At 55.1% G+C, this 26,517-nt stretch carries 24 protein-coding genes; 15 read left to right on the top strand and 9 right to left on the bottom strand.

All coding sequences use genetic code 11. The features are described from left to right. Positions 1–40: 40 nt before the first annotated feature. The 4 genes from accC to Q8A57_RS08020 all read right to left on the bottom strand — a co-directional run bounded on the left by accC (position 41) and on the right by Q8A57_RS08020 (position 4,323). Entirely contained in the window at positions 41–1,381 is a 1,341-nt protein-coding gene (gene accC / locus Q8A57_RS08005) for an acetyl-CoA carboxylase biotin carboxylase subunit (RefSeq protein WP_305170497.1), read from the bottom strand. A gap of 25 nt (positions 1,382–1,406) precedes the next feature. Next, positions 1,407–1,856 carry an acetyl-CoA carboxylase biotin carboxyl carrier protein gene (accB, locus tag Q8A57_RS08010; RefSeq protein WP_305170498.1) on the bottom strand — a complete coding sequence of 150 codons (450 nt, stop codon included), beginning with the start codon at positions 1,854–1,856 and terminating at the stop codon, positions 1,407–1,409. 24 nt (positions 1,857–1,880) lie between these two features. After that, positions 1,881–2,327 carry a type II 3-dehydroquinate dehydratase gene (aroQ, locus tag Q8A57_RS08015; protein WP_305170499.1) on the bottom strand — a complete coding sequence of 149 codons (447 nt, stop codon included), beginning with the start codon at positions 2,325–2,327 and terminating at the stop codon, positions 1,881–1,883. Positions 2,328–2,595: 268 nt separating this feature from the next. After that, positions 2,596–4,323 (bottom strand): protein-disulfide reductase DsbD family protein, encoded by a 1,728-nt coding sequence (locus Q8A57_RS08020; RefSeq protein WP_305170500.1) that lies wholly within the window; start codon positions 4,321–4,323, stop codon positions 2,596–2,598. A 155-nt stretch (positions 4,324–4,478) separates the two neighbouring features. Between Q8A57_RS08020 and Q8A57_RS08025 the strand changes: the two genes are divergently transcribed. The 3 genes from Q8A57_RS08025 to Q8A57_RS08035 are packed head-to-tail and all read left to right on the top strand — an operon-like array spanning position 4,479 to position 8,535. Then, on the top strand, positions 4,479–4,919 hold the full coding sequence (locus Q8A57_RS08025) for a copper chaperone PCu(A)C (RefSeq protein WP_305170501.1): 441 nt from the start codon (positions 4,479–4,481) through the stop codon (positions 4,917–4,919). A gap of 2 nt (positions 4,920–4,921) precedes the next feature. After that, entirely contained in the window at positions 4,922–5,974 is a 1,053-nt protein-coding gene (locus Q8A57_RS08030; protein WP_439651657.1) for a DUF2333 family protein, read from the top strand. 59 nt (positions 5,975–6,033) lie between these two features. Then, positions 6,034–8,535 carry a putative bifunctional diguanylate cyclase/phosphodiesterase gene (locus tag Q8A57_RS08035; RefSeq protein ID WP_305170503.1) on the top strand — a complete coding sequence of 834 codons (2,502 nt, stop codon included), beginning with the start codon at positions 6,034–6,036 and terminating at the stop codon, positions 8,533–8,535. Here the strand turns inward: Q8A57_RS08035 and Q8A57_RS08040 are convergent. Then, positions 8,532–9,548, bottom strand: coding sequence for an adenosine kinase (locus Q8A57_RS08040; RefSeq protein ID WP_305170504.1), 1,017 nt, complete (start codon positions 9,546–9,548; stop codon positions 8,532–8,534). The two genes, Q8A57_RS08035 and Q8A57_RS08040, sit on opposite strands and share 4 nt — an antisense overlap. 110 nt (positions 9,549–9,658) lie before the next feature. Here Q8A57_RS08040 and mrcB point away from each other — a divergent pair, with 110 nt between their 5' ends. From mrcB to Q8A57_RS08060, 4 genes are all read left to right on the top strand, one after another. Beyond that, positions 9,659–11,983: a penicillin-binding protein 1B gene (mrcB, locus tag Q8A57_RS08045; protein ID WP_305170505.1), complete on the top strand. Its 2,325-nt coding sequence runs from the start codon at positions 9,659–9,661 to the stop codon at positions 11,981–11,983. Then, positions 11,977–12,474 carry a hypothetical protein gene (locus tag Q8A57_RS08050; RefSeq protein WP_305170506.1) on the top strand — a complete coding sequence of 166 codons (498 nt, stop codon included), beginning with the start codon at positions 11,977–11,979 and terminating at the stop codon, positions 12,472–12,474. Before mrcB ends, Q8A57_RS08050 begins: the two co-directional genes overlap by 7 nt. A 125-nt stretch (positions 12,475–12,599) precedes the next feature. Then, the gene (locus Q8A57_RS08055; RefSeq protein ID WP_305170507.1) at positions 12,600–14,879 is read left to right on the top strand and encodes a DUF1631 family protein; all 2,280 of its coding nucleotides are present in this window, start codon (positions 12,600–12,602) and stop codon (positions 14,877–14,879) included. After that, entirely contained in the window at positions 14,869–15,252 is a 384-nt protein-coding gene (locus tag Q8A57_RS08060; protein WP_305170508.1) for a PilZ domain-containing protein, read from the top strand. The genes Q8A57_RS08055 and Q8A57_RS08060 overlap by 11 nt, the downstream gene beginning before the upstream one ends. A 15-nt stretch (positions 15,253–15,267) precedes the next feature. On the opposite strand, the gene Q8A57_RS08065 is transcribed toward Q8A57_RS08060, so the two are convergent. The 3 genes from Q8A57_RS08065 to Q8A57_RS08075 form a co-directional block, all read right to left on the bottom strand. Then, a complete protein-coding gene (locus Q8A57_RS08065; RefSeq protein WP_305170509.1) occupies positions 15,268–16,317 on the bottom strand; it encodes a methyltransferase in 1,050 nt (349 codons plus the stop codon). Continuing rightward, positions 16,310–17,011, bottom strand: coding sequence for a pseudouridine synthase (locus tag Q8A57_RS08070; protein WP_305170510.1), 702 nt, complete (start codon positions 17,009–17,011; stop codon positions 16,310–16,312). Before Q8A57_RS08070 ends, Q8A57_RS08065 begins: the two co-directional genes overlap by 8 nt. Positions 17,012–17,084: 73 nt before the next feature. Further along, entirely contained in the window at positions 17,085–17,741 is a 657-nt protein-coding gene (locus Q8A57_RS08075; protein WP_305170511.1) for a histidinol-phosphatase, read from the bottom strand. Between the two features lie 131 nt (positions 17,742–17,872). Here Q8A57_RS08075 and Q8A57_RS08080 point away from each other — a divergent pair, with 131 nt between their 5' ends. Continuing rightward, positions 17,873–18,361: an RNA pyrophosphohydrolase gene (locus Q8A57_RS08080; RefSeq protein ID WP_305170512.1), complete on the top strand. Its 489-nt coding sequence runs from the start codon at positions 17,873–17,875 to the stop codon at positions 18,359–18,361. After that, a complete protein-coding gene (ptsP, locus tag Q8A57_RS08085; protein WP_305170513.1) occupies positions 18,362–20,644 on the top strand; it encodes a phosphoenolpyruvate--protein phosphotransferase in 2,283 nt (760 codons plus the stop codon). It abuts the gene before it with no gap. On the opposite strand, the gene Q8A57_RS08090 is transcribed toward ptsP, so the two are convergent. Next, positions 20,638–21,423: an NRDE family protein gene (locus tag Q8A57_RS08090; protein ID WP_305170514.1), complete on the bottom strand. Its 786-nt coding sequence runs from the start codon at positions 21,421–21,423 to the stop codon at positions 20,638–20,640. The two genes, ptsP and Q8A57_RS08090, sit on opposite strands and share 7 nt — an antisense overlap. A gap of 50 nt (positions 21,424–21,473) precedes the next feature. On the opposite strand from Q8A57_RS08090, the gene lgt reads away from it, so the two are divergent. The 6 genes from lgt to Q8A57_RS08120 all read left to right on the top strand — a co-directional run bounded on the left by lgt (position 21,474) and on the right by Q8A57_RS08120 (position 26,515). Next, a complete protein-coding gene (gene lgt / locus Q8A57_RS08095; protein WP_305170515.1) occupies positions 21,474–22,277 on the top strand; it encodes a prolipoprotein diacylglyceryl transferase in 804 nt (267 codons plus the stop codon). A 40-nt stretch (positions 22,278–22,317) separates the two neighbouring features. Then, a complete protein-coding gene (thyA, locus tag Q8A57_RS08100) occupies positions 22,318–23,202 on the top strand; it encodes a thymidylate synthase (protein WP_439651658.1) in 885 nt (294 codons plus the stop codon). Positions 23,203–23,206: 4 nt separating this feature from the next. Continuing rightward, positions 23,207–23,716: a dihydrofolate reductase gene (locus tag Q8A57_RS08105; protein WP_305170517.1), complete on the top strand. Its 510-nt coding sequence runs from the start codon at positions 23,207–23,209 to the stop codon at positions 23,714–23,716. Between the two features lie 98 nt (positions 23,717–23,814). After that, positions 23,815–24,618 (top strand): DUF3450 domain-containing protein, encoded by an 804-nt coding sequence (locus Q8A57_RS08110; RefSeq protein WP_305170518.1) that lies wholly within the window; start codon positions 23,815–23,817, stop codon positions 24,616–24,618. Beyond that, the gene (locus Q8A57_RS08115; protein ID WP_305170519.1) at positions 24,615–25,997 is read left to right on the top strand and encodes a MotA/TolQ/ExbB proton channel family protein; all 1,383 of its coding nucleotides are present in this window, start codon (positions 24,615–24,617) and stop codon (positions 25,995–25,997) included. The genes Q8A57_RS08110 and Q8A57_RS08115 overlap by 4 nt, the downstream gene beginning before the upstream one ends. Next, positions 25,997–26,515: a MotA/TolQ/ExbB proton channel family protein gene (locus tag Q8A57_RS08120; protein WP_305170520.1), complete on the top strand. Its 519-nt coding sequence runs from the start codon at positions 25,997–25,999 to the stop codon at positions 26,513–26,515. Before Q8A57_RS08115 ends, Q8A57_RS08120 begins: the two co-directional genes overlap by 1 nt. Positions 26,516–26,517: the final 2 nt, after the last annotated feature.

Genomic DNA, 26,517 nt, shown 5'->3' on the forward strand with positions numbered 1-26,517 from the left:
CCCCGTAATGGCGGGGCTTTGTCGTGTTAATCAGTGCTTGTTACAGACCCAATTTCTTCTCCAGGTAGTGGATATTCACACCGCCCTTGCGAAATTCAGGGTCACTGACCAGTTCGCGCTGTAAAGAAATGTTGGTCTTGATGCCTTCAATATGCAGCTCGTCCAGGGCATTTGCCATGCGTGACATAGCGGCATCCCGTGTCTGGCCGTAGGTGATGATTTTCCCTACCAGAGAGTCATAGTAAGGGGGTACTGTGTAGCCTGCATAAATGTGAGAGTCGACGCGGACACCGTTACCTCCCGGGGGGTGGTAGGCGGTAATTTTGCCGGGACTTGGCATAAACGTTTTCGGATCTTCGGCATTGATGCGGCACTCAAAGGCGTGACCCCGGAAGATGATGTCGTCCTGGCTGAGGCTGAGTTTTTCGCCACTGGCGATCAGCAACTGTTGTTTGACAATATCGACACCGGTAATCATCTCTGAGACCGGGTGCTCAACCTGAACCCGGGTATTCATCTCAATAAAAAAGTAGTTGCCGTCCTCGTAAAGAAATTCGAAGGTTCCGGCACCCCTGTAACCGATTTCGATGCACGCGTTGACGCAGGCCGTGAAGACTGCTTGTCTGGCCTCGTCAGGGATGTTGGGGGCGGGAGCTTCTTCCAGAACTTTCTGGTGGCGGCGTTGTAATGAGCAGTCCCGGTCGCCAAGATGGATGGCATTTCCCTGGCCGTCCGCAAGAACCTGTACTTCCACGTGACGTGGGTTTTCCAGGTATTTCTCCATGTAAACCGTGTCGTCACCAAATGCTGCTTTGGCTTCCGAGCGAGTGATTTGAATGGCTTTTAGCAGCTCATCTTCCTCTCGTACCACTCGCATACCTCGACCACCACCACCTGCGGCAGCCTTGATGATCACCGGGTAGCCCACTTCACGGCCCAAGGCTTTACTGCGATCTTCATCGTCATTCAGCGGGCCATTTGAGCCCGGTACCGTGGGAACGCCGGCGGTACGCATGGCTTCGATGGCGGCTACCTTGTCGCCCATCATGCGAATTACATCCGCAGTGGGGCCAATAAAAATAAAGCCGCTTTTTTCCACCTGTTCGGCAAAGTCGGCATTTTCTGCCAGAAAGCCGTACCCGGGATGAACCGCCTGGGCATTGGTTATTTCCATGGCGCTGATAATGGCTGGTACGTTCAGATAGCTTTGCGCAGAGGAGTTGGGCCCGATGCAGACGGTTTCATCTGCGAGCAATACATGTTTCAGGTTGGCGTCGGCCGTTGAATGCGCGGCGACAGTGGTAATGCCGAGTTCTTTGCAGGCTCTTAAAATCCGCAGCGCAATTTCACCGCGGTTGGCAATGAGCACTTTTTCCAGCATTGCTGATAATCCTCCGGGCCGCAGTTTAGATGATCATGATCATGGGTTGATCGAATTCCACTGGTTCACCGTCTTCCACGAGAATGGCGCCAATGGTGCCAGACTTGTCGGCCTCAATCTGGTTCATCATTTTCATCGCCTCGACAATACAGAGGACGTCTCCGGCTTTTACCTGATGCCCTACTTCGATAAATGCCTTGGCGCCTGGTGTGGGCGAGCGGTAGAAGGTGCCTACCATGGGCGATTTGATGGCGTGGCCTTCCTGTTCGACAGGAGCTTCGGCGTCAGCCGGAGCTGGTGCCGCGGCAGCAGGGGCAACGGGTGCCGCCATGGGTGCTGGCATCACAAAAGGTGTGGCGGCAGCGGGGCCATTGCGGCTGATGCGAACGGACTCTTCGCCTTCCTTAATCTCGATTTCGCCGATGTTGGATTCTTCGAGTAACTCAATCAGTTTTTTGATTTTGCGGATATCCATCTGTGGTTGCTCCAAATGGTCTGATCAGGATTGTGTTTCAAGTTGTTGTAGTGCAGCCCGCAGGGCAAGCTGATAACCGATGCTGCCGAGGCCGCAGATCACGCCTTGTGCAATGTCGGAAAAGTACGAACGGCTGCGAAAGTCTTCTCTGGCATGCACGTTTGACAGGTGCACCTCAATAAAAGGGATTTCCACGGCTAGCAAGGCATCGCGCAGGGCAATACTGGTGTGGGTAAAGGCCGCCGGGTTAAAAATAATGAAGTTGACCCCTTCTTTTTTTGCGTCGTGGATGCGATCCACCAGCTCATACTCGGCATTGCTTTGCAGTGACAGCAGGTGATGCCCCTGTTGCAGGCAAAGGTCAGTGAGTGACTGGTTGATGTCTTCCAGGGTTTCACTGCCGTACAGGCCGGGCTCGCGAGTACCGAGCAGATTCAGGTTGGGGCCGTTGAGTACCAGTATGGTTGCCATGATGTCCCCACTAGCAGTGTGTTGGGTTATGTCGCGATCCCGCAGGATCAGGGGGTTGATGAGAAGTCTGCCTCAAAATGGCAAAACTGTCCAATTTTTTATTTTTTGCAGATTTTAGCGACTTTTTCCCGTAGTTTTCGCAGAAATTTTCGCTCTTGAGGCGTCGTTTTTAACGTGGGGATGCGCTGAGGCGGGATGTTGCGGCCCTTTTCCCTGAGAATGCCGACAAAATCAGAGAAGTTGGTGCAAAATTCAAAAAATTGATGGTTTATTTGTCTATCTTCCGAGAAATAGCCAATAAAACGGTATTTTTTGTCAGCAGTTGGGGGAGGATGACGGGATCTTTCTGGCCTGCAGGGTAAAAGAGGTACAACGGGACCCCCGAGCGGTGGTGTCGATTGAGCAGTTGCGTGATTTCCGGGTTGTAATTGGTCCAGTCTCCCTTGAGGTAGGTGACCTGCTGTTCACGAAAGGCATCGAACAAGCTGGGAGAACTCAGCGCAATTTTTTCATTGGCAAGGCAGGTGATACACCAGTCGGCAGTAAGGTTAACAAACACGGCATCACCCTGGGAAAGCAGTTCCTGCAGGCGCGCTTCGGTATAGGGCTCCCAGGGTTGGTCGTTGGAATCGCCGTTTTGGTGAGCCTGCCAGGGCAGAAGAATAGCGATGAGCAGACTCAATACGGCAAGAGTTCGGGTCAATGCTGTCTTGCGTATGCCCAGTAGCCAAAAAGCAAATAAAAGCATCACCACACCAGCTATGATCGCAGCTACCGGGTCGCTGCCCACCTGTCTTCCCAGTACCCAGAGAAGCCAGACGGCACTTAAATACAGCGGAAAGGCGAGAAAACTTTTGAAATGATCCATCCATGGTCCGGGGCGAGGCAGGCGCTTGGTCAGGCCCGGCCACCAGGAAAGCGCAAGCAGAGGTAGTGCCATGCCAAATCCCAGGGCACAGAATATGGTCATGGCAACCCAGCTGGGTTGGGCCAGGGCGAAACCCAGCGCGGTCCCCATAAACGGAGCCGTACAGGGGCTGGCCACAACAGTAGCAAGTAGTCCGGTCATAAAGGTGGCTGTGAGGCTGTGGCCTTGTGTGGTTGTCTGGCCAACGTTCATCAGGCGAGAGCCGAATGAAATCAATCCGGAAAAGCTCATTCCCATCAAGACAAACAGGTATACCAGCAATCCAACGAAGACGGGAGACTGTAGCTGAAATCCCCAGCCTACAGCCTCGCCCGCCCGGCGCAGTGAAATCAGTAGTGCCGCAATGGCCATAAAGCTGAGCACAATACCCGCCGTATACGCTGCTCCGTGCAGGTGTTTGTTATGGGGGCCGAGGTGCGCTTTTGCCAGGCTCAGCGCCTTGATGGAGAGAATGGGGAAAACGCAGGGCATCAGGTTGAGGATCATGCCTCCCAGCAGGGCAAAAACCAGCATGAGTATCAGGTTCGGTTTGCCAGGCTGGGGCTGTGTCGGGTTTAGAGATGCTGGTGAAAGGGCGCTGGCCTCCGATACTGTGTAACTGTGATTGTCAGGGTTGAAATCGAGCTTTTGGCTGCGTGGCGGGTAACAGAGTCCGGCATCGGCACAGCCCTGGGACTCAATGATTAGTGAGGTGGGTGCAGAAGGTGTCGGCACTGTCAGCTGGGTGTTGGAATAGTAAACCGTTAGCTCTTTTTCGTAATAATCGTCATAAATCGTCTTTCCAGGGAGGAAAGTCGGCGATTGAGTGATGGGTTTGTGATCTGTATCTAGAATTTTGAAGCGATGTTGGTAAAGGTAATAGCCTGGAGCAATCTGCCAATCCAGGATGAGCTGTTGATGCTCGTGGCGGGCAGACAACTGGTAGGCTTCTTCTACCGGCAGAAAGGTCGCTGCCGGGCTTGAGAGGGGGTCATTGCCGTTTGATTGCTCGAATAGCGTGTCAGCCGTTGCCGACAGACAAAAGAGGAACAATAGGGTCAGAAGATTGCCGGCAAGACGATTGCGCATGGGTGCTGCTCGTAAATACAAAAGTGATGGGTTTTGAGTTAATGATGCACGGTTGGTTCAGTATTGTACGGAGGGCAGCCGGTTGGCGCGAGAATCATTTTCCGCTCCCAGTGGCAATGTTATAGTCTCTCAGGTATTCGGGAAGAGCATGTTCTATGTATAAAAGGTTGTTGGTCGCAGTTTTGGCAATACTTGCGGTGCCGGTGATTGCCGGAGAGTTTGTGGTCCGTGATGCCTACATTCGCGGTTTGCCTCCGGGCCAGACGGTGACGGCTGCATTTATGACGCTGGATAATGGGCTTGATAGTGACTGCAAGCTGGTGGGGGCGTCCTCACCGCTGGCGGGAAGTGCCGAGGTGCATGCCCACAGTCACCACGGTGGCACCATGTCCATGCGGCCAGTGCCATCGCTGCTGATTCCTTCGGGTGAGCTGGTGCGACTGGCACCCGGGGGCTACCACCTGATGTTGTTCGGTGTTCAGGATGGACTCAAAGATGGCGATGAATACAGTATCCGTTTGTTGTTTGAAGGTTGTTCGGAAGTGGAGATCAAGGCACCTGTTCGCAGCGTGCTGAGTGAGGGCGATAGTCGATGAAAATGCCTCGTTGGGCAAAAAAATGGTCACGCAAGGTGTCGGATGTGGGTGATGCACTGGTAGATGATTACACCGGTCCCCATAACCCCCTCTGGGTGCGTGCGAGCGTGACGGTGGTGTTGGTTTATTTGCTGACCATTCTGATCCTATGCTGGTATTGGGATAAAGAACCGGCGTTGTTTGACGTTGCGGAAAATGCTCAGTCCCGTGCCACAGCGCAAGTCGTGGGTGGTGTTTCCACCGCGACACTGATCGGTATTGTGGATACTCTGCTTACAAAGCGTGGCGGTTATCTCAGTAATGATATTGCGCCACCGGGAATGCTGATGGATAACATTCCCAATTGGGAATACGGTGTGGTGATTCAGGTGCGGGATTTTAACAAGGCCCTGCGCGAGGCGTTTAGCCGCTCTTTATCCCAGTCCACCGAAGATGGAGATCTCGCATTGGCGGAATCCAGATTCAATTTTGACCACAATAGCTGGATTGTGCCTGCCACGGAATCCGAATACCGGGAGGGCATGCAGTACCTGGAAAGCTATCTGAAGCGCCTTAGTGACAGAGCCCAGTACGATGCACAATTCTACGCCCGGGCGGATAACTTGCGGTATTGGCTGGGCACAGTGGAAACTCGGTTGGGTAGCTTGTCTCAGCGTTTGAGCGCCAGTGTCGGGCAGCGGCGTATCAATACTGACCTGGCGGGTGAGGCCGCGAGTCAGCAGTCCACCAATACGCCGGGTGAGCTGGTGGTAAAAACGCCTTGGTTGGAACTGGACGATGTATTCTATGAGGCTCGAGGTAGTACCTGGGCGCTCATCCAGCTGTTAAAGGCCATCGAAATCGATTTTGATGAGATTCTGCGTAAGAAAAATGCGCGGGTCAGCTTGCAACAGATTATCCGGGAGCTGGAGGGTACACAGCAGGCGGTATTTCCGGTCATACTGAACGGCGGTGGGTTAGGGCTGCTGGCCAATCACTCGCTAGTGATGGCCTCTTACATCAGTCGTGCCAATGCGGCCATTATTGACCTGAGGGAATTGCTAGCCCAGGGCTAGCATGGTTGAAAGGTGGCAACAGGAATGCCAAATAGGGGGAACAAGCGGTGGCTCAGACGATGAACACAGATATTCCCTCCAGCGTAAAGCTGGTGCCGGCGGCTGACTATGACTTGCTTCTGGCCGTTCTGGAGCACCAGGAACTAGGCATCATGCTATTGGATTCACGCTTGCGGATCCGCTTTTGGAACCAGTGGCTCGCCGACTGGACCGGGATGCCGGCAATGGATGTGGCAGACCGGGCATTTGATGGCCTTTTCCCCAGCCTGGTTGGTACTGCCTTTGCAATCGCTGTTGATGATGCTCTATTTCAGGGTAGGGATACCAGGTGGGATCAGCAGCGTGACCCGGGTCACCTGGACAGTGTGGAAGTGTTGATGTCGGGGGGGCCCCGTCAGATGCCACTGCACCGTATTCAGTTCACCGCAGTGGCTATTCCTGACATTGGTGACTGCTGCTTGGTGCAGATTGATGAAGCGCCGTTTAACAGTGTGGCCTCAGCTCCGGTTCAGCACGACAGGGCTTCTCCGCAATTGGAGGCTGAACGTTGCCCAGCCTACATGGAAACATCGCGCACGCCCATGTTGGTGGTGGACAATCAGAGCCTGATTCTTGATGCCAATGATGCCCTGCAGTCACTGTTTGGTTTTAGTCTGGAACAACTTCAGAATCGTCCGCTGAGGGTGCTGTTGCCCGGGCTGGATACAGATAGTAGTGATATCAGGCAGGCCCTGGAAGGCTCTGATGATGCTGAGGATGTTTTTGTCCTGGAGGGTGCCACTGCCAGCGGTGAAAGTATAACCCTGAGTGCCACATGCTTTCAGTCGGCAGCCAAGCGAGAAGGCTGGGTGGTGCTGTTTCGAGATGTCACGCTAGACTCGGCAAACCTGGAGGCGTTATTTCACCAGCGCAAGCTGATCAGCACTGTTTTTTCGCAGGTGGTGGACGGTATTTTATTGACAGATCGTCATGGCCTTGTAGAGCACCTAAACCCGATCGGTATGGAGCTGTTGGGTTTTCATGATCCACAGCCCAACCGTTATGTGGATGAACTGCTACCGCTAGTGAATGAGGCCGGTGAAGTGGTGGAGTCGCCCTGCCTGAGTGCGCTGGCAAGGGGAAAGGCGGTTTCGGTTCCGGAAAACACATTATTAAAAGTGCCCGGCCAGGAACCTCTGCAGATTGTGGCGACGGCGACACCTCTGCGTAATCGGCTCAATGATATTTCCGGCACCGTGCTGGTGTTTCGCTCCATCAGTGAGGCGCGTCGTGTTTCCACACGACTCACCTGGCAGGCCACCCATGATCCGTTGACTCAGTTGGCGAACCGCCGGCTTCTGGAAAATGAGATTCTAAAATCCATTGACGATGCGCATTCGGCTGAGCATACCCATACGCTGCTATACATCGACTTGTATAACTTCTCGGTCATCAATGATACCTGTGGTCACAATGCCGGTGACGAGTTGCTCTGCCAGTTTGCACGCATGCTTGAGAAGCAGGCGGAGCCAAGGGATGTGGTTGCCCGCATTGGCAATGACGAGTTTGCCTTGCTGCTCAACCAGCGCACGGTGGAGGAAAGCCGTGAGGTGGCAGAGCAGTTGCTGTGGCAGATCAAGGAATTCAGTTTTCCTTGGGGAGAGCGGCGCCTGAAAGTCGGCGCCAGTATTGGCGCTAAGGTGATTGACCGCAGTACCACTTCTGAAATTGATGTGCTGGTGGCGGCGGGGACCTCCTGCGCCACGGCCAAGGAGTCGGGGCGCAACCGCATTCACTTCAATTACCGCAGTGTTGAGGTGGCCCAGCGCCAAAGTGTTGCGGAGTGGATTCCAATTATTACCGATGCGCTGGAGGAGGACCGCTTTGTTCTCTATTGCCAGCCCATTGTGCCTGTGACCGAAAGCCGGGCCAGCAAGGTGCGGCATTATGAAGTGTTGGTGAGAATGGTGGATCGCCAGGGCGAGATTGTCCCGCCCGGTAAATTTATTCCAGTGGCGGAGCACTACGGATTGATCGAGGATATTGACCGCTGGGTCCTGAACCGTATCTTTGACCACCTGCAGTATCATCCGAACAAAGAACAGCGGTTTGCCGTCAACCTCTCGGGTAACACTATCAGTGACGAAGGGTTGAAGGACTTTATCATCAACAAGTTTAAGTCCACGGGGGTCAGTCCCCAACGACTGCAGTTTGAGGTGACGGAAACTGCGGCAATACGCCATTTTGATCGCGCTATGGACTTCATTAACGCGCTCAAAGATCTCGGCTGTTATTTTTCCCTGGACGACTTTGGCAGCGGCCTGTCATCCCTCGGCTACCTCAAGGAGTTGCCCGTCGATTACCTGAAAATTGATGGCAGCTTTATCCGCAATATGGAGTTGAATGAAGTTGATTACTCCATGGTCAGCACCATTAATCACCTCGGACATATCATGGGTATTTCCACCATTGCCGAATGTGTCGAGAACAGCAGCCAGCTCTCCATGCTTCAGGAGATCGGCGTCGATTATGCGCAGGGCTTCCTGATTGCCCGCCCCATGCCCCTCGATAATCTGGGTTAATGACTGGTAGGCAGCGTGCTCTCGAAGGCGCTCAGTATTTCCGGGTAAGCATTCAGATCCAATCTTGGCCCAAACTGGCTGACAATGTTGGCCGAAGCGAGGCTGGCTAGTTGCCCCGCCATGGGGTAATCCAGACCGTGGGTGATGCCATAAAGAAAGGCACCGGCAAACATGTCGCCGGCACCATTGGTGTCAACAGCGGTAACGGCATGGGGCGGGATGCGGTAGAACTCATTGCCATCACAAACCAGTGCGCCTTCGGCACCTAGCGTTACGGCGAAACTGTTGCTGATCTCAAGTAATTGCCTGGCGGCACTGTCTATATCATCACAACCGGTCCAGCCCAGCGCTTCTGCCTGATTGCAGAACAGTAGGTCGACACGCCGTCCGATCATCTGCTGCAGTCCGTCCTTGAAATAGGTGACCATGCCCGGGTCGGAAAGGCTCAGAGAGGTTTTCACGCCATGTTGTTCAGCAATCTCTCTGGCGCGTATGGCAGCCTGACGCCCACTGTCCGAGGTGACCAGGTACCCTTCCAGATAGAGATATTCAGAATTGGCAATGGCCTCCGGGTGTAACTCCTGTTCAGATACGGTTTCGCTGACACCGAGGTAGGTGTTCATGGAACGTTCCGCATCCGGTGTGATCAATACCAGGCACTTGCCGGTAATACCGTCGGCGAGTTTGCCATTATGGTGGTAGTCTACGCCCGCATCCGCCAGGTCATCGAGGTAAAAGCGGCCATGTTCATCATCGGCCACCTTGCAGGAATAGAAGGCTTTGCCCCCGAAGCTGCTGACCGCAATGATGGTGTTGGCAGCAGAGCCACCGCTGGCCCTTTTGGAGGCGGTGAGGTGATCCGAGAGGTGTTCAAGCAGTTCATGATGACGCTGTTCGTCCACCAGTGTCATCAATCCCTTGTCGACCTGTAGCTTTTGCAAATCCTGGTCTGTGACTTCAATTTCGGTATCAACCAGGGCAGCACCCAGGCCATAAACATGGTATTTGGTCATCGTAAAAGGCATTTATGAAAAGGAATGAGGGGGCTATTATGCCCGGCGCCCTGTCAGAGTAAAGAAGGGGTTCAGGCCTATAGTATTGCTGAATCCCCAAGGAGAGTTTTTTGGCGAGAAAGACGAGAAAAAAGAAACCGCGTACCCGGAGTAGATCTTCCCAGGGTCGCCGTTGGTTGTGGCGGTTATTGCTGCTTGGCCTGGTGGTTTCGTTGCTGGCGCTGCTGGTGCTTGACGCTGTGGTGTACCAGAAGTTTTCCGGCAAGAAATGGTCGTTGCCTTCCCATGTTTACAGCCGTGCTCTGGAGCTATATCAGGGGCAGTCTTTGGGGCGGGAACAATTGCAGTGGGAGTTGGGCAACCTGGGTTACCACCGGGTTTCAGCTGCAAAAAAACCGGGGGAATACAGTGTCTCCAGCAATCGTGTGGAACTTTATTCCCGGGGATTTGAGTTCTGGGATGGCTCAGAGCCTGCACGCCTGATGCGGGTTGCTTTCCAGGGCGACAGTGTGCTCGGCTTGACGGACAGCCGCGGGGCACAGCTACCGCTGGCCCGGCTGGAGCCGACGGTCATCGGCGGTATTTACCCCGCGCACAAGGAAGATCGTGAGCTGGTCAAACTGGAGCAGCTTCCCCCCTCGCTGGCGGATGGGCTTATCGCGGTTGAAGACCAGCGTTTTTACCAGCACCACGGTTTGTCTTTTCGGGGGGTGGCCCGTGCCATGGTGGCAAACCTCAAAGAAGGGCGCCTTGCCCAGGGGGGCAGCACGCTTACCCAGCAGCTAGTGAAAAACTTTTATCTCAACCAGCAGCGGACCCTGTCGCGCAAATTGCTGGAAGCCCTGATGGCCGTCATGCTGGAAATGCATTTCAGCAAGCAGGAAATTCTTGAAACCTATATTAATGAAGTTTACCTGGGCCAGGCAGGCGACCGGGCGGTGCACGGTTTTGGTCTCGCCAGTCGGCATTACTTCCAGCGATCCGTTGAAGAGCTCGAGCTGCAGCAGGTAGCGCTGCTGGTTGGGATGGTTAAAGGGGCTTCCTATTACAACCCGTGGCGCCAGCCGGAGCGGGCCCTGCAACGCCGCAACCTGGTGCTGACACTGATGGCGGAGCAGGGTGTGATTACACCGGATGCGGCGCGTCGGGCTCAGCAGAAACCACTGGGGGTGTTGCCCCAGCAGCAGGGGCGTGGAGGCCGCTGGCAGTATCCGGCGTTTTTGGATCTAGTGAAAAGGCGGCTGCGTGAGCAGTACGACGAAGAAGACCTTCAGACAGAGGGGTTGCGGATCTTCACCCGTTTCGATCCGCAAGTGCAGCGCAAGCTTGAGGCCCGAGTGGCCAGCCGGATTGATAATCTGGAGCAGGGGTATCGGATTGAAACCGGAAAACTACAGGGTGCTGCCGTCGTTGTCCGGGTTGGCTCCGGAGAGGTGGTGGCCATGGCCGGAGATCGCCAGGCGGGGTATGCAGGTTTTAATCGGGCCCTGGACGCCCGGCGTCAGATTGGTTCGACGGTAAAGCCTGCCGTGTATTTGGCGGCTCTGGAAAGGCCGTCACAATATACGCTGGCCTCCCTGATCGATGACTCTCCCCTTGCCGTAAAGGCGAAGGATGGTGATGTCTGGGAGCCCCGCAATTTTGGTCGCGAAAGTCATGGCCCGGTGCCCCTCTATGAGGCTCTGGGTCAGTCCTATAACCAGGCGGCAGCGCGCCTGGGGCTGGAGTTGGGTGTCGACAAAGTCGTGGATGCGTTGCAGCGGCTGGGTTACGAAGGGCATCTTCCACCCCTGCCATCGTTGATGCTGGGTGCGGTATCCATGTCTCCGGTTGAGGTGGCACAGCTTTATCACACCATTGCCGCCAATGGATTTTATACTCCCTTGCGCGCCATTGACTCGGTATTTACCTCTACCAATACGCCTCTGCAGCGTTACCCCTTTGAGAGTGAACAGCGTTTTGACCCCCGTGCAATGCACCTGCTGCACTATGCCATGCAGGTCGTATTGCGGGAGGGAACCGGGAAAAGTGCCTACCGGCGACTACCCGAGTCGTTGGTGTTGGCGGGCAAAACCGGCACCACCAACGATCAGAGGGACAGCTGGTTTGCCGGTTTCAGTGGAAATTATTTAAGTGTGGTGTGGCTCGGGCGTGATGACAATGGAAAAACACCCCTCACCGGTGGTACTGGTGCTCTGCAGTTGTGGACGGATATCATGGCCAGCCTGGATAACCGTTCTATGGTGTTTAACCAGCCGGATGGTGTCAGTTACTATTGGGTCGAGCCCGCAAATGGTTTGTTGAGTCGCGAAGGTTGCGCGGGTGCCCGATATCTTCCATTTATAGATGGCAGTGAGCCGCGTCAGCAGAGTGGCTGTCGCCCGGACACGCTTGAGGGAGTTATAGATTGGTTCAAGGGTAAATTCGGATGGTGATTAACGGACGGCTTTTTCTAGCCATTCTGCTGTGTAGTTTGCTGGCAGGTTGTGCGCAGGTATATGTGCCGGTCAGTGAATCCAAGTCGCCGCCCAGTAACTTGCCCAGCACTTTTCCGCCACCGGAAACCCAGGCGCCTCCGGCCTCACCCCCTGTGGCGACAGAGTCAGAGCCAGCGAAACGCATTGAGCCAACAACCTCCAGTGCTCCGGTCAAGGGCAACAGTGCAGTGGCCTCATTGCTGGATGAGGCCTGGCGCCTCAACCGGGCCCGTGAATATGATCGCTCCAACGCGGTGGCAGAGCGAGCCATGCGTATCGACCATGCCGAGCCGGAAGTTTACTTGGTGATGGCCACTAACTATGTCGCCATGACACAGCTGCAACTGGCCGAGCAGCTGGTGCGCCAGGGGCTGCCGTTGGCAGGTCAGAAGCCGGGTGTAAAGGCCGAGTTGCAGTCCTTGCTGACGCGGATCAGGAGTGGCTATTAGCAAGTGAGTGGCTGGTTGTCGGATGGCTTGTCATAGCACTTGTAATTCTGTGGAATTCGTCACACTATGCATTTTTATTTCTTCAAATGCAGTCTTATTTTCAAGGCTGGGGGTGCGACGGGTAAATGAGCAATTGGCATGGACTTTCCGACCGGGGAGTAGCCATGATCCGCGAACTGGTTCTTGAAACGTCGCGGACAGCTTTCAAGACCTTCTTGCACACCGTTCACGACCGCCTGATTGACTACGCTCAAAAACCCACTGAGGGTGATCAGGGTTTTGAGTTTCTTCATGCTCGTTCGCAGATCAGTGCCCGCCACAATGAAATTTTACGCATTTTTCTGCGCTCTTTGGATGAAGCTTTTGATCGCTTTGCCGAGCAGGAGCAGAAGGGTGGCATAGGTGCTGTCGATGCCGGGTCGCCCGCTGGTAAAAATGCCGCAAACATCTCTCTGATGGAGGACGCAGATGTTGAGGAAGACCTGGCTCTTTCCTCCATTCGCAAGCGTGCTGAAGTGGATAATACGGAATGGCTTTGGGCGTTGGGTCGGCGTATGAGTATGCTGTCTTCACGGCAGATTGACGAAGAATTGCAGTTGCCTTTGGCGCCAGGCAGCTTTTGCCAGGCGATCAAGCAGTCCATGGCCGTCGCCATGATTCCGTTGCAGGCCAAGCTGGTGATCTACAAGCTGTTTGAACGGCAGTTTATACCGGGGCTCAGTGAGCTGTACCAGCAGGCCAATGCCAAACTGGTGGAGCTTGGCGTTTTGCCACACCTCGATTATGAGGTGGAAAAGGCGAAGTTGGGAGACACGGGCCGGTTTACTGGGGCGGAACCCAGAAAGCGCACGCAATCTGCCGCGGAAGCCCGAATTCCCGTGTTACAGGATGTGGTGACCACCGGAATACATCCTGTAGCTGCCCCTTCAAAGGATTTGCCAGCCGGGGAATATCAGAGTCAGCTTCTCGACAGTATCTCCCAATTGCAGCAGCAACTGCTGGCCGCAGCCCCCCAGCACCGGGTGGCCAGGCCGGGCCAGCCGGTGCAATATACCGAGCGCCAGCTGGTAGAAGCCGCCGTTCAATTACAGCAATTTGACCAGGTGATCGCGGCAGATATTCTGGCCGTTGCCAGCCAGATCAAGCCGCTGGATATTGTCCGTGCCAGAGACAACCTGCTACACCAATTACAGCAGATTACCCACGCCGAGGAAGCGCCGGCACTGGGTGACAAGGACGTGCGTACCATTGAGCTGGTGGGTATGCTGTTTGAATACATCCTCAACGATGAGCAGATACCCGATTGCGTCAAAGCGCTGTTAAGCTACTTGCACACCCCAATTCTCAAGTTGGCGTTTGTCGAATCCGACTTTTTCCGGCACCAGGAACACCCTGCACGGTTGCTGCTGAATGCCATGGCGGACGCCGGGTCCCAGTGGGTTAGCAATGACGGCTCCTGCCAGTTCGATATGCTTGAGCAGATAAGGAAGACAGTGCGCGAAATACTCGGCAGTGAAGAGTTGGATACGCGGAAACTGGCGGCGCTGTTGATAGCCTTCAACGGTTATGTGCAGAAAGTGGAAATGCGCATACGGCTGTTGGAAAAGCGCGCTATGGAGCGCGCCCGTGGAGAAGACCGCCTGATCGAGGTGAAGCAGCGAGTCAACCTGGAAATCCACAAGCGCATTGCCGACCGGGAGATACCCTCGGCGATGTTGCTGTTCCTGCTGCAGCCATGGTCTGATTACATGGCCCACCTGTTGTTGCGCTATAGCGATGACTCTGAACAGTGGCGGCAAGCCCTTGGGCTGGTGGAAGATATGCTTTGGGGTCTGGAGCTAAGTGGTTCGGCCGGTGAGTGGCTGCGTTGGCGCCAGAATTACCTGTGGATGGAGTCCCTGATTGATAAATGTTTTGATGTGATCGGTTACGACACAGACAAGGCGTTAAAGCTGAAACGCTCCATTAGTCGTATTTATCAATTGCGTGAACGCAATCTGAAACCGGAAGCGGCCACCGAGGATATTCGCAAGCGTCTGGTTCAGATGTCTGAGCGCAGAGCGGGTCAACGTGCCGATATGTCGCACCTGAGCAATCAGGAAAAAACCATTATTGAAAAGCTGCGCCTGATGGAATTTGGCACCTGGTTTGAGTACAAAAATGGCCGTCGTGAAAAGGTAGCCTGGTTTAATCCTAATAGCCTACAGTTCCTGTTCGTCGATCAAAGTGGTAAGCGTTCCGGGATGAAAACCGGCAACGAGCTGGCGCGGGCCATCAGCAATGGCGACCTGCGCATGATTGGTGCCAGTGACAAGCCGCTGGTAGAGCGCTCCATGGAATCCATCTTCACAGACCTTAATGGCCGCGCCCATGCCAGGGCTTCCGGTGCACAACATGTCGGCTGACAATGAACGCCGGCGTCTGCCGCGACTTCAGCTCGACCTGCAGGTCGAGCTGGTGGATCAGGCCAGCGGTGAAACGTTGGGTGTGCTGGTGAACGTGCATCTGGAGGGCTTCCTGATGATGGGAGGATTAACCCTCAAGCCCGACCACCTGTATACCGTGGAATTAAGGCCAATTACACCTGTGCCATCACTTGAACCTGTTACCCTGACGATGGACTGTCTGTGGACAAGGGCTATGGGTCAGCAGGACCGTGTATGGGCAGGCTGCCAGATTGTTGATTTGGCTCCTGATGAAAAGCAAAAATTGGCTGCGATGATTGAGCAATTTACCCATGAAGCGGCCGAAGAAGAGCAACATCAGCGCATGGCCTAGACGCTGGTTGAAAAACTATTTGTGCATCGTCCTTGTCAGGACCAGAACCTTAAAGCTTTGGTCTTCTGCCACCAGTTCAACCGTTAATCCTTCCTTTTCAGCACAGTTTTCCAGTGGCACAAAACGGTTCACCACGAACAGGGCCTTTCCGCCGTGTTTCAGGTGTTGGTGGCAACTGGCTACAAACTGGCTGGTCAGATCGCCATCGGTGACAAAACCCTGGTGAAAGGGCGGATTGCAGAGCACCACGTCAAAGCGTTCGGCAATGCTGCTGCCACAATCAGCAGCAATCACATCTCCTTTGATGCCCAAGGCTGCAAAGTTAGCCTCGCAGCTTTTGATTGCTGCCGCATTGTTGTCGGTGGCAACGATACGGGCGCTGCAGTATTGCGCGGCCATGCAGGACAGGAAGCCGTATCCGCAACCCAGGTCGAGGAGCGTGTCCTGCTCGCCAATGCCGGCCAGGAAAGTTTTGAGCTGGGAAGCCAGCAGGGCACTGCCCTGGTCCACCTTGTTCCAACCGAACTGTCCGGGTTTGCTTTGTAATGTTAGCCCGTCGGCTTTGATGCAGGCACGAAGGTGGCGGTAATTGTTGTCTTCCAGCGGCGGGTTATCTGCATCTAACTTTTGCAATGTGGCGAGATACAGGGTGCCATGCTTCTCCGGTTTGCGGGGGTTTCCCAGGTAGCGGCCAGCTTTGTCCGCATAGGTTTTTATGCCGTCACCTTTTTCACCGATTAGGGCGAGGGTGCCATTGGCCCCTAGCAGTCTTCGGGATTGATTAATGATGTGGTGGCTGAGGGCCTTCTCCTTGGCGACACGAAACAGGATTTGCGCAAATTCCCCTGATGCCAGGGCATCGAGATCAAAGTCGTTAAATTGACAGTTAAAGCCAGCCTTGAGTGCGCTCTGGTAAAGGTTGTAGCGGTTGGTGACAATCATCAGGTTGTCAGGTTGCAATTGGTGTAATGGGGCGGAGCCAAGATTTTCATCCGCCACCAGTAACTGGGGGCCGTTGCAACGCCGCTGCTGTTGCGCCAGCAATGCCATACCTGAATTATTCATGAGCCCCCACGCTATCGATCTCTTCCTGTGTCAGAGCCCGGTACTCACCTGGAGCGAGTGCCGGGTCCAGTACGATATCGCCCATCTGCTCGCGGTGCAGGGCCGTCACCAGGTTGCCTACGGCAGCGAACATGCGTTTGACCTGATGATATTTGCCCTCGCTGATGACCAATAGCGCATGATGAGTGTCCATGATGGTGAGTTGGGCTGGCAGGCAACGGCGTTTTTCCCCTTCCAGCCACAGGCCGTCGGCAAACTTTTTAATCAACGCCTCGTCGAGGGGTCGATCGACCGCTACCCGGTAGGTTTTGAGGCAATGGCTGCGGGGTGAGGTGACGCGGTGATTCCACTGGCCGTCGTCGGTGATCAGAAGCAGGCCGGTGGTGTCGAGGTCAAGGCGACCTGCAATCTGCAGTTGCTCCGGACGAGGCTCGTCCAGTAAGTCGATGGCGGTGGGATGATCGCTGTCCTTGCTGGCGGAGACAACGCCAGCGGGCTTGTTCAGCATCAGGTAACGGGGTCCTGGGGTGTGGATGGCAATGCCGTCCACGCAGACCTGATCGTTGTCGCTAACAATTTCTCCCGGGTTACTCGCAGGCAAGCCGTTCAGCTCCACCAGCCCCTGGCGAACCAGTTGTTTTACCTGGGAGCGAGAATAGTCTGAGGCGTTGCTAATGTAGCGGTCCAAGCGCACGGGCAATATTCCGGGTTTGTGTCAGGGCGAGTTTGCGCCATGGGATCGATGCGGACAATGCCCTTCATAGGCATTAGTCGCGAAGACTGATGATTTCCCACTGCCGCTGTTCGGCGACGGATCGTAATTTCGGGCAGGGGTCAACGGCCACGGGCCGGTCAACAATCTCCAGTAAAGGCAGGTCATTGATGGAATCACTGTAAAAGCTGCTGCCATCGAGATTCTTGCCGGTTTCCGCGAGCCAGGCATTCAGGCGTACGACCTTGCCTTCCTTGTAGCTCGGAACGCCGCTGACCCGTCCGGTGTAATGCCCGTTGAGTTGCTCCGGTTCGGTGGCGATCAGCACATCGGCTCCCAGCTTGTTGCTGATGGGTTCAACCACAAAGCGGTTGGTGGAGGTGATGATGATGATCAGGTCGCCTTGGTCACGGTGCTGCTGTAACAGTTGCTCGGCTCGAGGCAGCCACATGGGTGCAATCACTTCCTGCATGAACATGTTGTGAAGTGTCAGTAGCTCCCCCTTGTCCAGCTCTGCCAAAGGTTGCAGGGCAAATTCAAGATAGGCGTTCATATCCAAATTGCCGGCTAGATAGTCCCGGTAGAAGCGGTCATTCATTTCGCTGTAATAGGCCGGGTCTACCCTGTTTTGAGAGACCAGAAATTCTCCCCAGCCGTGGTCGCTGTCCCCGGCGATAAGGGTATTGTCGAGGTCAAACAGGGCAATGGACATGGCTAAATGGTCTCATTTGGAGCAAAAGGCGGCATAGCTTAACGAGAGATGGGACTGTCCTCAACTGCGTATTTAGGGTAACTTTGCCTATTGGCATGAATATAAATAAGAAAAAATCCAGGGTTTAAATTGTGGTAGATCGCGAAGGGTTTCGGCCCAACGTAGGTATTGTGATTTCCGATGGCGTAGGCAAATTGCTCTGGGCCAAGCGTATTGGCCAGGATGCCTGGCAGTTCCCCCAGGGTGGTATTAACCGTGGGGAAAAACCTGAAGATGCTCTTTATCGTGAGCTTTTTGAAGAGGTCGGACTGGAACCGGAGGATGTAAAAATCCTGGGTTGTACCCGGGGCTGGCTGCGTTACCGCCTTCCCAAGGCTATGCAACGGCGCAACAGTAAACCTCTGTGTGTCGGCCAAAAACAAAAATGGTTTTTATTGCAGCTGGTGGGTGAAGAAACCCGTATCCGTCTGGACCTTAACGTTAAGCCGGAGTTCGATCACTGGCAGTGGGTCAACTACTGGTATCCAGTTGGCCAGGTCATTGACTTCAAAAGAGATGTATATAGAAAAGCGCTCAAAGAGCTGGCGCCTTTGCAGTGTGAGATGGAGCGTAGGAACTAAATGCTCGAATCGCTCAGAAACATTGTTCAGGAGGTCAACGCCGCCAAGGATTTTGGCGAAGTCCTCCGTCTGATTGTTCACCTCGTGAAGCAGGTGATGAATACAGGTATGTGTTCTGTATACCTGTACAGCCCGTCGACGAATACCTATGTGCTGATGGGCACAGATGGTCTCAACCCCGATTCGGTGGGCAAAGTGCATTTGTCGACCCGTGAGGGCCTAGTGGGTCTGGTCGCCTCCAGAGCTGAGCCCATCAATCTGGAAGACGCGGAGACACACCCCAATTTTGCTTTTTTCCCGGAAACCGGTGAGCAGCGCTACCGTTCGTTTCTGGGTGCTCCCATTATTCATCACCGTAAGGTACTCGGCGTGCTGGTGGTCCAGCAGCAGGACCGTCGTCGCTTTGATGAAAGTGAAGAATCTTTTCTGGTAACAGTTTCTGCGCAGCTCGCGGGTGTCATTGCCCATGCTGATGCCACCGGTGAGTTGGACCGCCTGCTCAATCCTCGCGAGGTGGCGATTCACGAACGTATCTATCCCGGCGTGGCGAGCGCCCCCGGTGTTGCCATTGGCACGGTGGTGGTGGTGGCGCCTTCTGCCGATCTGAATGCTGTTCCCGAACGCCGGGCAGTGGACATCGAAGCGGAACTCTGCCAATTCCGGCAGGCGATGGAGCAGACCAAGCGGGATATCCGCGCTCTCGATGCCAGTATGGTTGGCAAGCTCAGTGATGAGGAGCGGGCATTGTTCGATGTGTATTTACGCATGCTCGACGATCACGCAATGGGCGGAGAAGTGATCGGCATGATCAAGGAAGGGTTGAGTGCACAAAGCGCTTGGGCACAAGTGGTGTTGGGCCATGTGCGCATGTTTAAAAGTATGAAAGACAGCTACCTGCGCGAGCGCGCCTCCGATGTCGAGGATCTGGGTCGCCGGGTATTGGCTAATCTGCAACAGGGTGAAACCAAGCGCACTTCGTTTCCCGAGCACATGGTCATGATGGGTGAAGAGCTGTCTGCGGCTTCATTCGCAGATGTGCCTCTGGAGAAGGTCGCCGCGATTGTTTCCGTGAAAGGATCGCGCAACTCCCATATGGCGATTCTGGGCAGAGCCATAGGTATCCCCACCGTGATGGGAGCAGTGGATCTGCCCTGGGGTCGCCTGGAAGGGGAGGAAGTGATCGTCGATGGCCATACTGGGCAGGTCATCGTGTCTCCCCGGGAAGAGTTGCGCCAAACCTACATGCAACAGATCTATGAAGAGAAGTTGCTGGCAGCAGACCTGGAAAAACTGACGGACGAACCCTGTGTTACCGCCGATGGACACCATTTGTCCCTGTGGGTAAATACCGGCTTGCGGTTGGACTCTCAACTATCATTGGATCGCGGTGCGGAAGGTGTGGGACTTTATCGCACAGAAATCCCGTTTCTGATGCTGGATCGCTTCCCTTCCGAGGAAGAGCAGCGCAAAGCCTATCGGGAACATCTGGAAATGTTTGCGCCCCGCACGGTTACCATGCGCACCCTGGATATTGGTGGCGACAAGGATTTGCCCTATTTCCCCATCGAAGAGGCCAACCCGTTTCTTGGGTGGCGAGGTATACGCATCTGTCTCGACCACCCGGAAATTTTTCTGGTGCAGTTGCGTGCCATGATGCGTGCCAGCGAAGGGCTGAATAACCTCAGTATTCTGCTGCCGATGATTTCCAATGTGCCGGAGCTGGAGAGTGCCCTGCAGCTCATTTACCAGGTTTACGACGAACTTACCGAGGAAGAGGGCTACCAGATTGAAATGCCCAATGTCGGCGCCATGATCGAGGTGCCCGCGGCGGTGTACCAGATTCGTGAATTGGCCCGGCGGGTAGATTTTCTCTCGGTGGGAACCAATGACCTGACACAATACTTGCTGGCAGTGGATCGCAACAACCCTCGCGTGGCGGAGCTTTACCACGCCTGCCACCCCAGCGTACTGCGTGCCCTCTGGGCGATAGCCGAAGGCGCCCGCGGTGAAGATACCCCGGTCAGTGTGTGTGGCGAAATGGCAGGCGATCCCATTGGTGCCGTGTTGTTGATGGCACTGGGTTTCAGGGTGCTGTCCATGAGCGCTACCAACCTACTCAAGGTGAAAGCCATTCTCCGGCAAGTCAGCCTTTCCGAGGCAGAACAACTGCTCGAGGAAGTGATGTTGATGCCCGATGCCGGTTCGGTGTGGCGGCACATGGAAAAAGCACTTAAAAAGCCGGAAGTGGCAGCACTGTTTCGTGGCAGTAGTAATGTTCACTGATCCTTTTGTGTGAAGTGAAACTCCTTTAACTCCCCCTTGGCGCCACCCTGCTGATAGCTCTGCTCCAGGACGTGACACTGGCCGTTGCGGTCTTTCATGAAAACAGTGGTGCTGCGTGTGCCATAGTGTTTGGAGTGGATGAATGGTGGCGACAGTAGGCGTTCCAGTTCAATGCCCACGCCGGTATCTGGCAACAATTCATCGTCATACGGCGTATCTCTCTGTAACGCTTTCAGCAGCAGTCCTGGATCGGGCTTTTGGTCTCTGATCAGGACCTGCAAGGCATCCCTGGCATGGTTGGCCTTGGGCCAGGGGGTGTCCAGAAGATGATTGGACAGGGTGAAAATTCCAGCCTCCAACGTTTGCAGCCTCCCCGTGCGGTTGGAGCAGTACAACAGGCTTTGATCATCACCAAGCAGCAGGTTGAAGGGGCTGTAATCATTGCTTTCCGCAAGTACCCTGTTGCCGTAGTCAACCAGACTGCCAGCATGCTCGAGGCACCCGGTGGTCAGTGCCCCCCTGGAGCGTGGTGCATTCTCCGGGTGGGACTCCCGGTAGTTGGTGACTGCACTCCAGCGACCGTCCCGGCGAATACCCAGCCAGGTGCCACCAGCCAGCAGATCTCGACCACCAAGAATGTCCGGATTGTCCTCCCAGAAATGTGCTGCTGCAGTGGGGCGCTCATAGAACTCGTCGCGATTGGCCACCAGAATCAGTGGGTAGCGAGGGTGGGTTTGCCAGGCAAAGGCGATCAGACACATGGCGTTATTGTAGCTCACCAGTCGACAAGCTATGATCCCTGCAAACATAGCTGTTGTACATTGCCTCCATGCTGACTTACCCCGCCATTGACCCCGTTGCATTTTCCCTTGGCCCTTTTCAGGTGCACTGGTACGGCTTGATGTACCTGATCGGCTTTCTCGCCGCCTGGCGCCTGGCGCTAAAACGCAGCGAACGCCCCTGGTCTCCGGTGCGTCGCAAGCAGGTAGAAGACCTGGTGGTGTATTGCGCCTTCGGTGTGATTCTGGGTGGCCGGTTCGGTTATGTCATTTTTTATAACCTAGAAAAATGGCTGTCAGATCCACTCTGGCTGTTCCGGGTGTGGGAAGGTGGCATGGCTTTCCATGGTGGCTTAATTGGTGTTCTCATTGCGCTGTGGCTCTACGCACGTCACATTCAGGGGTCTTTTCTGGCGCTGGGCGATTTCGTGGCGCCCATGGTGCCCATCGGATTGGGCCTGGGGCGTCTGGGTAATTTCATTGGCCAGGAGTTGTGGGGGCGTCCCACCGACAGTTTTCTGGGTATGGTGTTTCCCAACGACCCGTTACAGCTGCCCCGTCATCCGTCCCAGCTGTACGAAGCGCTGCTGGAAGGCTTGGTGCTGTTTCTGGTGCTGATGTGGTTTTCCCGCAAGCCCCGCTCTGCGGGGATGGTGGGAGGCTTGTTTGTGAGTCTTTATGCCGTTTTCCGTTTTGTGGTGGAGTTTGTACGCTCCCCGGACAACCACATCGGTTTTGACCTGTTTGACTGGATGACCCGGGGGCAGTTGCTCTGCCTGCCCATGTTCGCGCTGGGGGGCGGCGTTATGCTGTGGGCGTGGTGGCGTGGGCGAGCCACATCGACAGCCGTATAACTTTGTTAAAGGACAGACCATGAAGCAATACCTGGATCTGATGCGCCATATCCGCGACTGCGGTGTGAGCAAGGAAGATCGCACCGGTACGGGCACCCGCAGCGTTTTTGGCTATCAGATGCGTTTTGATCTCGCCGAGGGATTTCCTCTGGTGACTACCAAGAAGGTGCACCTGAAATCCATTATTCACGAGCTCTTATGGTTTATCCGTGGTGATACCAACATCCGTTACCTGGTGCAAAATGGGGTCAATATCTGGAATGACTGGCCGTTTCAAAGTTGGTTGAACCAGACTGGTCAGGCGGACGACTTCCCGATGTATACCCCGCTGTGGCGGGAACAGATGAAAGTTTTTGTTGAGCGAATCAAGGAAGACGAAGAGTTTGCCTCCAGTTACGGAGACCTGGGGCCGGTGTACGGACACCAGTGGCGCAACTTTGAAGGCGTTGACCAGTTGGCGCAGGTGGTTGAGGACATCAAGGCAAACCCGGACTCACGTCGTCTGTTGGTTTCTGCCTGGAACCCCAAGGATCTCCCGGTGATGGTCAAGTCGGGGTTGCCTCCCTGCCATAGCCTGTTCCAGTTCTACGTCACTGAAGGCCGTTTGTCCTGTCAGCTCTATCAGCGCAGTGCCGATGTGTTTCTGGGCGTGCCATTCAATATCGCCTCCTACGCACTGCTTACCATGATGGTGGCGCAGGTAACCGGTTTGAAGCCCGGAGATTTTGTTCATACCTTTGGCGATGCGCACCTGTATTCCAATCACCTTGAGCAGGTTGAGGAGCAGTTGGGGCGGCAACCCTTTCCCCTGCCGACGATGGCGATTAACCCGGATGTAAGCGATTTGTTCGCGTTTCGGTTTGAGGATTTTGAATTGCAGGGTTATCAGGCGCATCCCCATATATCAGCTCCGGTGGCGGTGTAAGCCCATGGCCGAATTGACGCTGTCTCTGATCGTGGCGATGGACCGCAACCGGGTGATCGGTTGTGATAACGCCTTGCCATGGCATCTACCGGAAGATCTCAAATATTTCAAATCGGTCACCATGGGCAAGCCCATTGTCATGGGTCGCAAAACCTTTGAATCCATAGGTCGGCCCCTGCCGGGGCGGCTTAATGTCGTGATTACCCGCAATCCGGGCTGGCAGCATCCGGGAGTGGTTGTGGCCCATTCTCTCAGTGAGGCGCTGGTGCTGGCGGGCAATGATCCCCCGTCCAGGGAAGCGGGAGAAGTCATGGTGATAGGCGGGGAACAAATTTATCGAGCAGCCATCGAACAAGCATCACGCCTCTATATCACCCGGGTAGATACCGAGGTGGAAGGAGATGCATTCTTTCCCGACATCACAGAAGGCCACTGGCGGGAAGTGGAATGCCAGCAACCAGCCCAGCAGGGTGACACACCCTATTGCTTTCAGGTGCTGGAGCGTAGGCGCTGAGATAAGCCGGCTATGCAGGGGCCGTTTGCCTCTGTGGTAGGTGGCTACGATAATGACAGCCTGGGTAACACCGGGAAGCGGGCGTAACAGGAATTCCAATGATGAATAAAAAGCGTACCGATGCCAGAAACACCAGTTTCAGGTGGCGGCTGCTGCCGGCACTGCCGTTGTTGGTAATGGCGTCTTTGTCGCTGCAGGCGGCGGATGTTGACACCGTGTTAAAGGCGGAAAAGGACAAAACCAGTGCGGCCCAGGCTTCACAGAAACGTGTGGATGCTCTGGCAGATCAGGCCGATGAATTGTTCCAATCCTTCAAGCAGGTCAACAAACAGATAGAAAATCTGCAGGTTTACAACGCCCAGTTGGAGGCGCAGCTGGCAGACCAGCGCAGCACTCTGGCAGACCTGGCATCATCCATTGACAGCGCTGCCCAGATGGAGCGCCAGTTGGCACCCCTTACCCTGAAGATGATCGCTTCATTGGAGCAGTTTGTCGCACTGGATATGCCATTTCTGGTGGAGGAGCGCCAGGCTCGCTTGGAGCGCCTGCGCAGCAATCAGTCCCGTGCGGATCTGAGCAGTGCCGAGAAATTCAGGCAGGTGCTGGAGGCTTACAAAATCGAAAGTGAATACGGCACCCGCATCGACAGTTATCCGGAAACTTTGGAGATTGACGGGCAGAGGCGGGAGGTGAACATCCTGCGTGTTGGTCGCATCGCCCTCCTCTACCAGACCGCGGATCAGCAGGTGACCGCCGTTTGGGATAAGCAGGCCAAAAACTGGCTGCAACTGGAAGGTAGTGATTATCGCCAGGCGGTTGCCCAGGGTATACGCATCGCCCGCCGTCAGGCAGCGGTGGATTTGCTGCAGTTGCCGATTCCGGCACCGGAGGTGGTGCAATGAGGATGCTGAAATCGGTGTTTCTCTACGGTGTGTTGATTCTTGCCATGCCGGGCTGGGCCCTTGCCGAGGAGGCTGGTCAGGCACAGTCGGCTTCCCTGGATGAACTGTTATTGCGGATCAAAGAAGCGAGGCTTAGTGAGTCCCGGGAGCAGGCGGCTCGCGTCAGAGAATTCCAGCAGGCGAAGGCTGAAAAAGACAAATTACTGAAGCAGGCTAAGGCCACGGAACTTGCGGAAGAACAGCGTTCAGAGCAGCTGGAACAGGAGTTTGCGGACAATGAACGCCAGATTGCGGCGCTGGAAGCGCAGCTCCAGGAACGTCTCGGATCGCTGAAAGAGATGTTCGGCCACCTCACTGCGGCGGCGGGTGATACCCGCAGCACACTTAACCATTCTTTGGTGAGCGCCCAGTTCCCAGATCGCACCGATTTTCTGGATGATTTGATCGAGCGCATGAGCAGCAATACCCGCTTGCCATCCATCGCCGAAATCGAACAGCTCTGGTATGAAATTAATCGGGAGATGATTGAGGCCGGAAAAGTGGTGAGTTTCCCAGCCGCCGTGATTGGGGCGGATGGTGAGCAGTCATCCCGCCAGGTCGTGCGTATTGGTGCCTTCAATTTGTTGTCCGATGGTGCCTACCTGACCTACCGCCCAGAAACTGGTGCAATCGCTGAGCTGGCCCGTCAACCGGGTGGTGGTTATCAAAAAATGGCGTTGGAGCTACAGAGTAGCGGCGGTGGTTTTACCGCGGTGGCCATTGACCCAACCGGTCCCAGTGGTGGTTCACTGCTGGCGGCGCTGGTGAATAGCCCCGGCTGGCTGGAGCGCTGGCGGCAGGGGGGTGGTATTGGCTACCTGATCTCGGGATTGGGTGTGCTGGCGTTAATGCTCGCCCTGTGGCGGCTCTTGATCCTTTCTGTTGTCTCGCGCCGGGTCAGCCGACAGCTGTCCAAAGAAGCGCCCGCCGATGACAACCCCCTGGGACGGGTATTGCAAATTGGTCTGGACAATCCTTCACTAGATGCTGAGTCCCTGGAGCTTAAATTGCACGAGCAGGTGCTGAAGGAGCGGCCATCTATCGAGGTGGGCCTGAACTGGTTAAAGATTATTGCCATGGTCGCACCACTATTGGGTCTGCTGGGGACTGTCACGGGCATGATTATTACTTTCCAGGCAATCACATTGTTTGGCAGTGGTGATCCCAAGACGATGGCCGGAGGCATCTCATCGGCACTGGTGACCACGGTTTTAGGGCTTTGTGTGGCTATACCTACGGTCTTGTTACACACCTTTGTGAATAGCCGTGCCCAGCGGATTCTGCACATCCTGGAAGAGCAGAGTGCCGGGCTGGTGGCGGAGCAGTCCGAGGCCCGCTGATGCCCTTTTTTCTGGCGGACATAGGCAAGCTGATTGATGCGGGCGGCCCTGTATTGTTGCTCATTGCCGGGTTGTTGCTGGTGATGTGGACGCTGGTGTTTGAGCGCCTCTGGTACTTTCATTCCACCCTTAAGCGCGAGGCCGCTGAGGTGCTGGCACGTTGGGAAAGCCGCCCCGAGCGTCGTTCGGTGAGAGCCCACCAAGTCCGCGAGGCACTTATTTCCAGTGTTGGGCTGAATATCAATCGCAATCTCTCCATGATCAGGGCCCTGATCGCCATTGCACCTCTATTGGGGCTGCTGGGTACTGTCACCGGGATGATTGGCGTGTTTGACGTGCTGTCCCTTAGCGGCAGCGGTGATGCCCGCTCCATGGCAGCGGGTGTGTCACGGGCGACCATTCCCACCATGGCAGGGATGGTGGCAGCACTTTCCGGCGTCTTTGCCAATACCTACCTGCGGCGGGTGGCTGATCGCGAGCAACAAATGCTGGCAGATCATCTGACCATGGATCACTGAGG

Source organism: Porticoccus litoralis, assembly GCF_030676955.1.
Lineage (GTDB): Bacteria > Pseudomonadota > Gammaproteobacteria > Pseudomonadales > Porticoccaceae > Porticoccus > Porticoccus litoralis.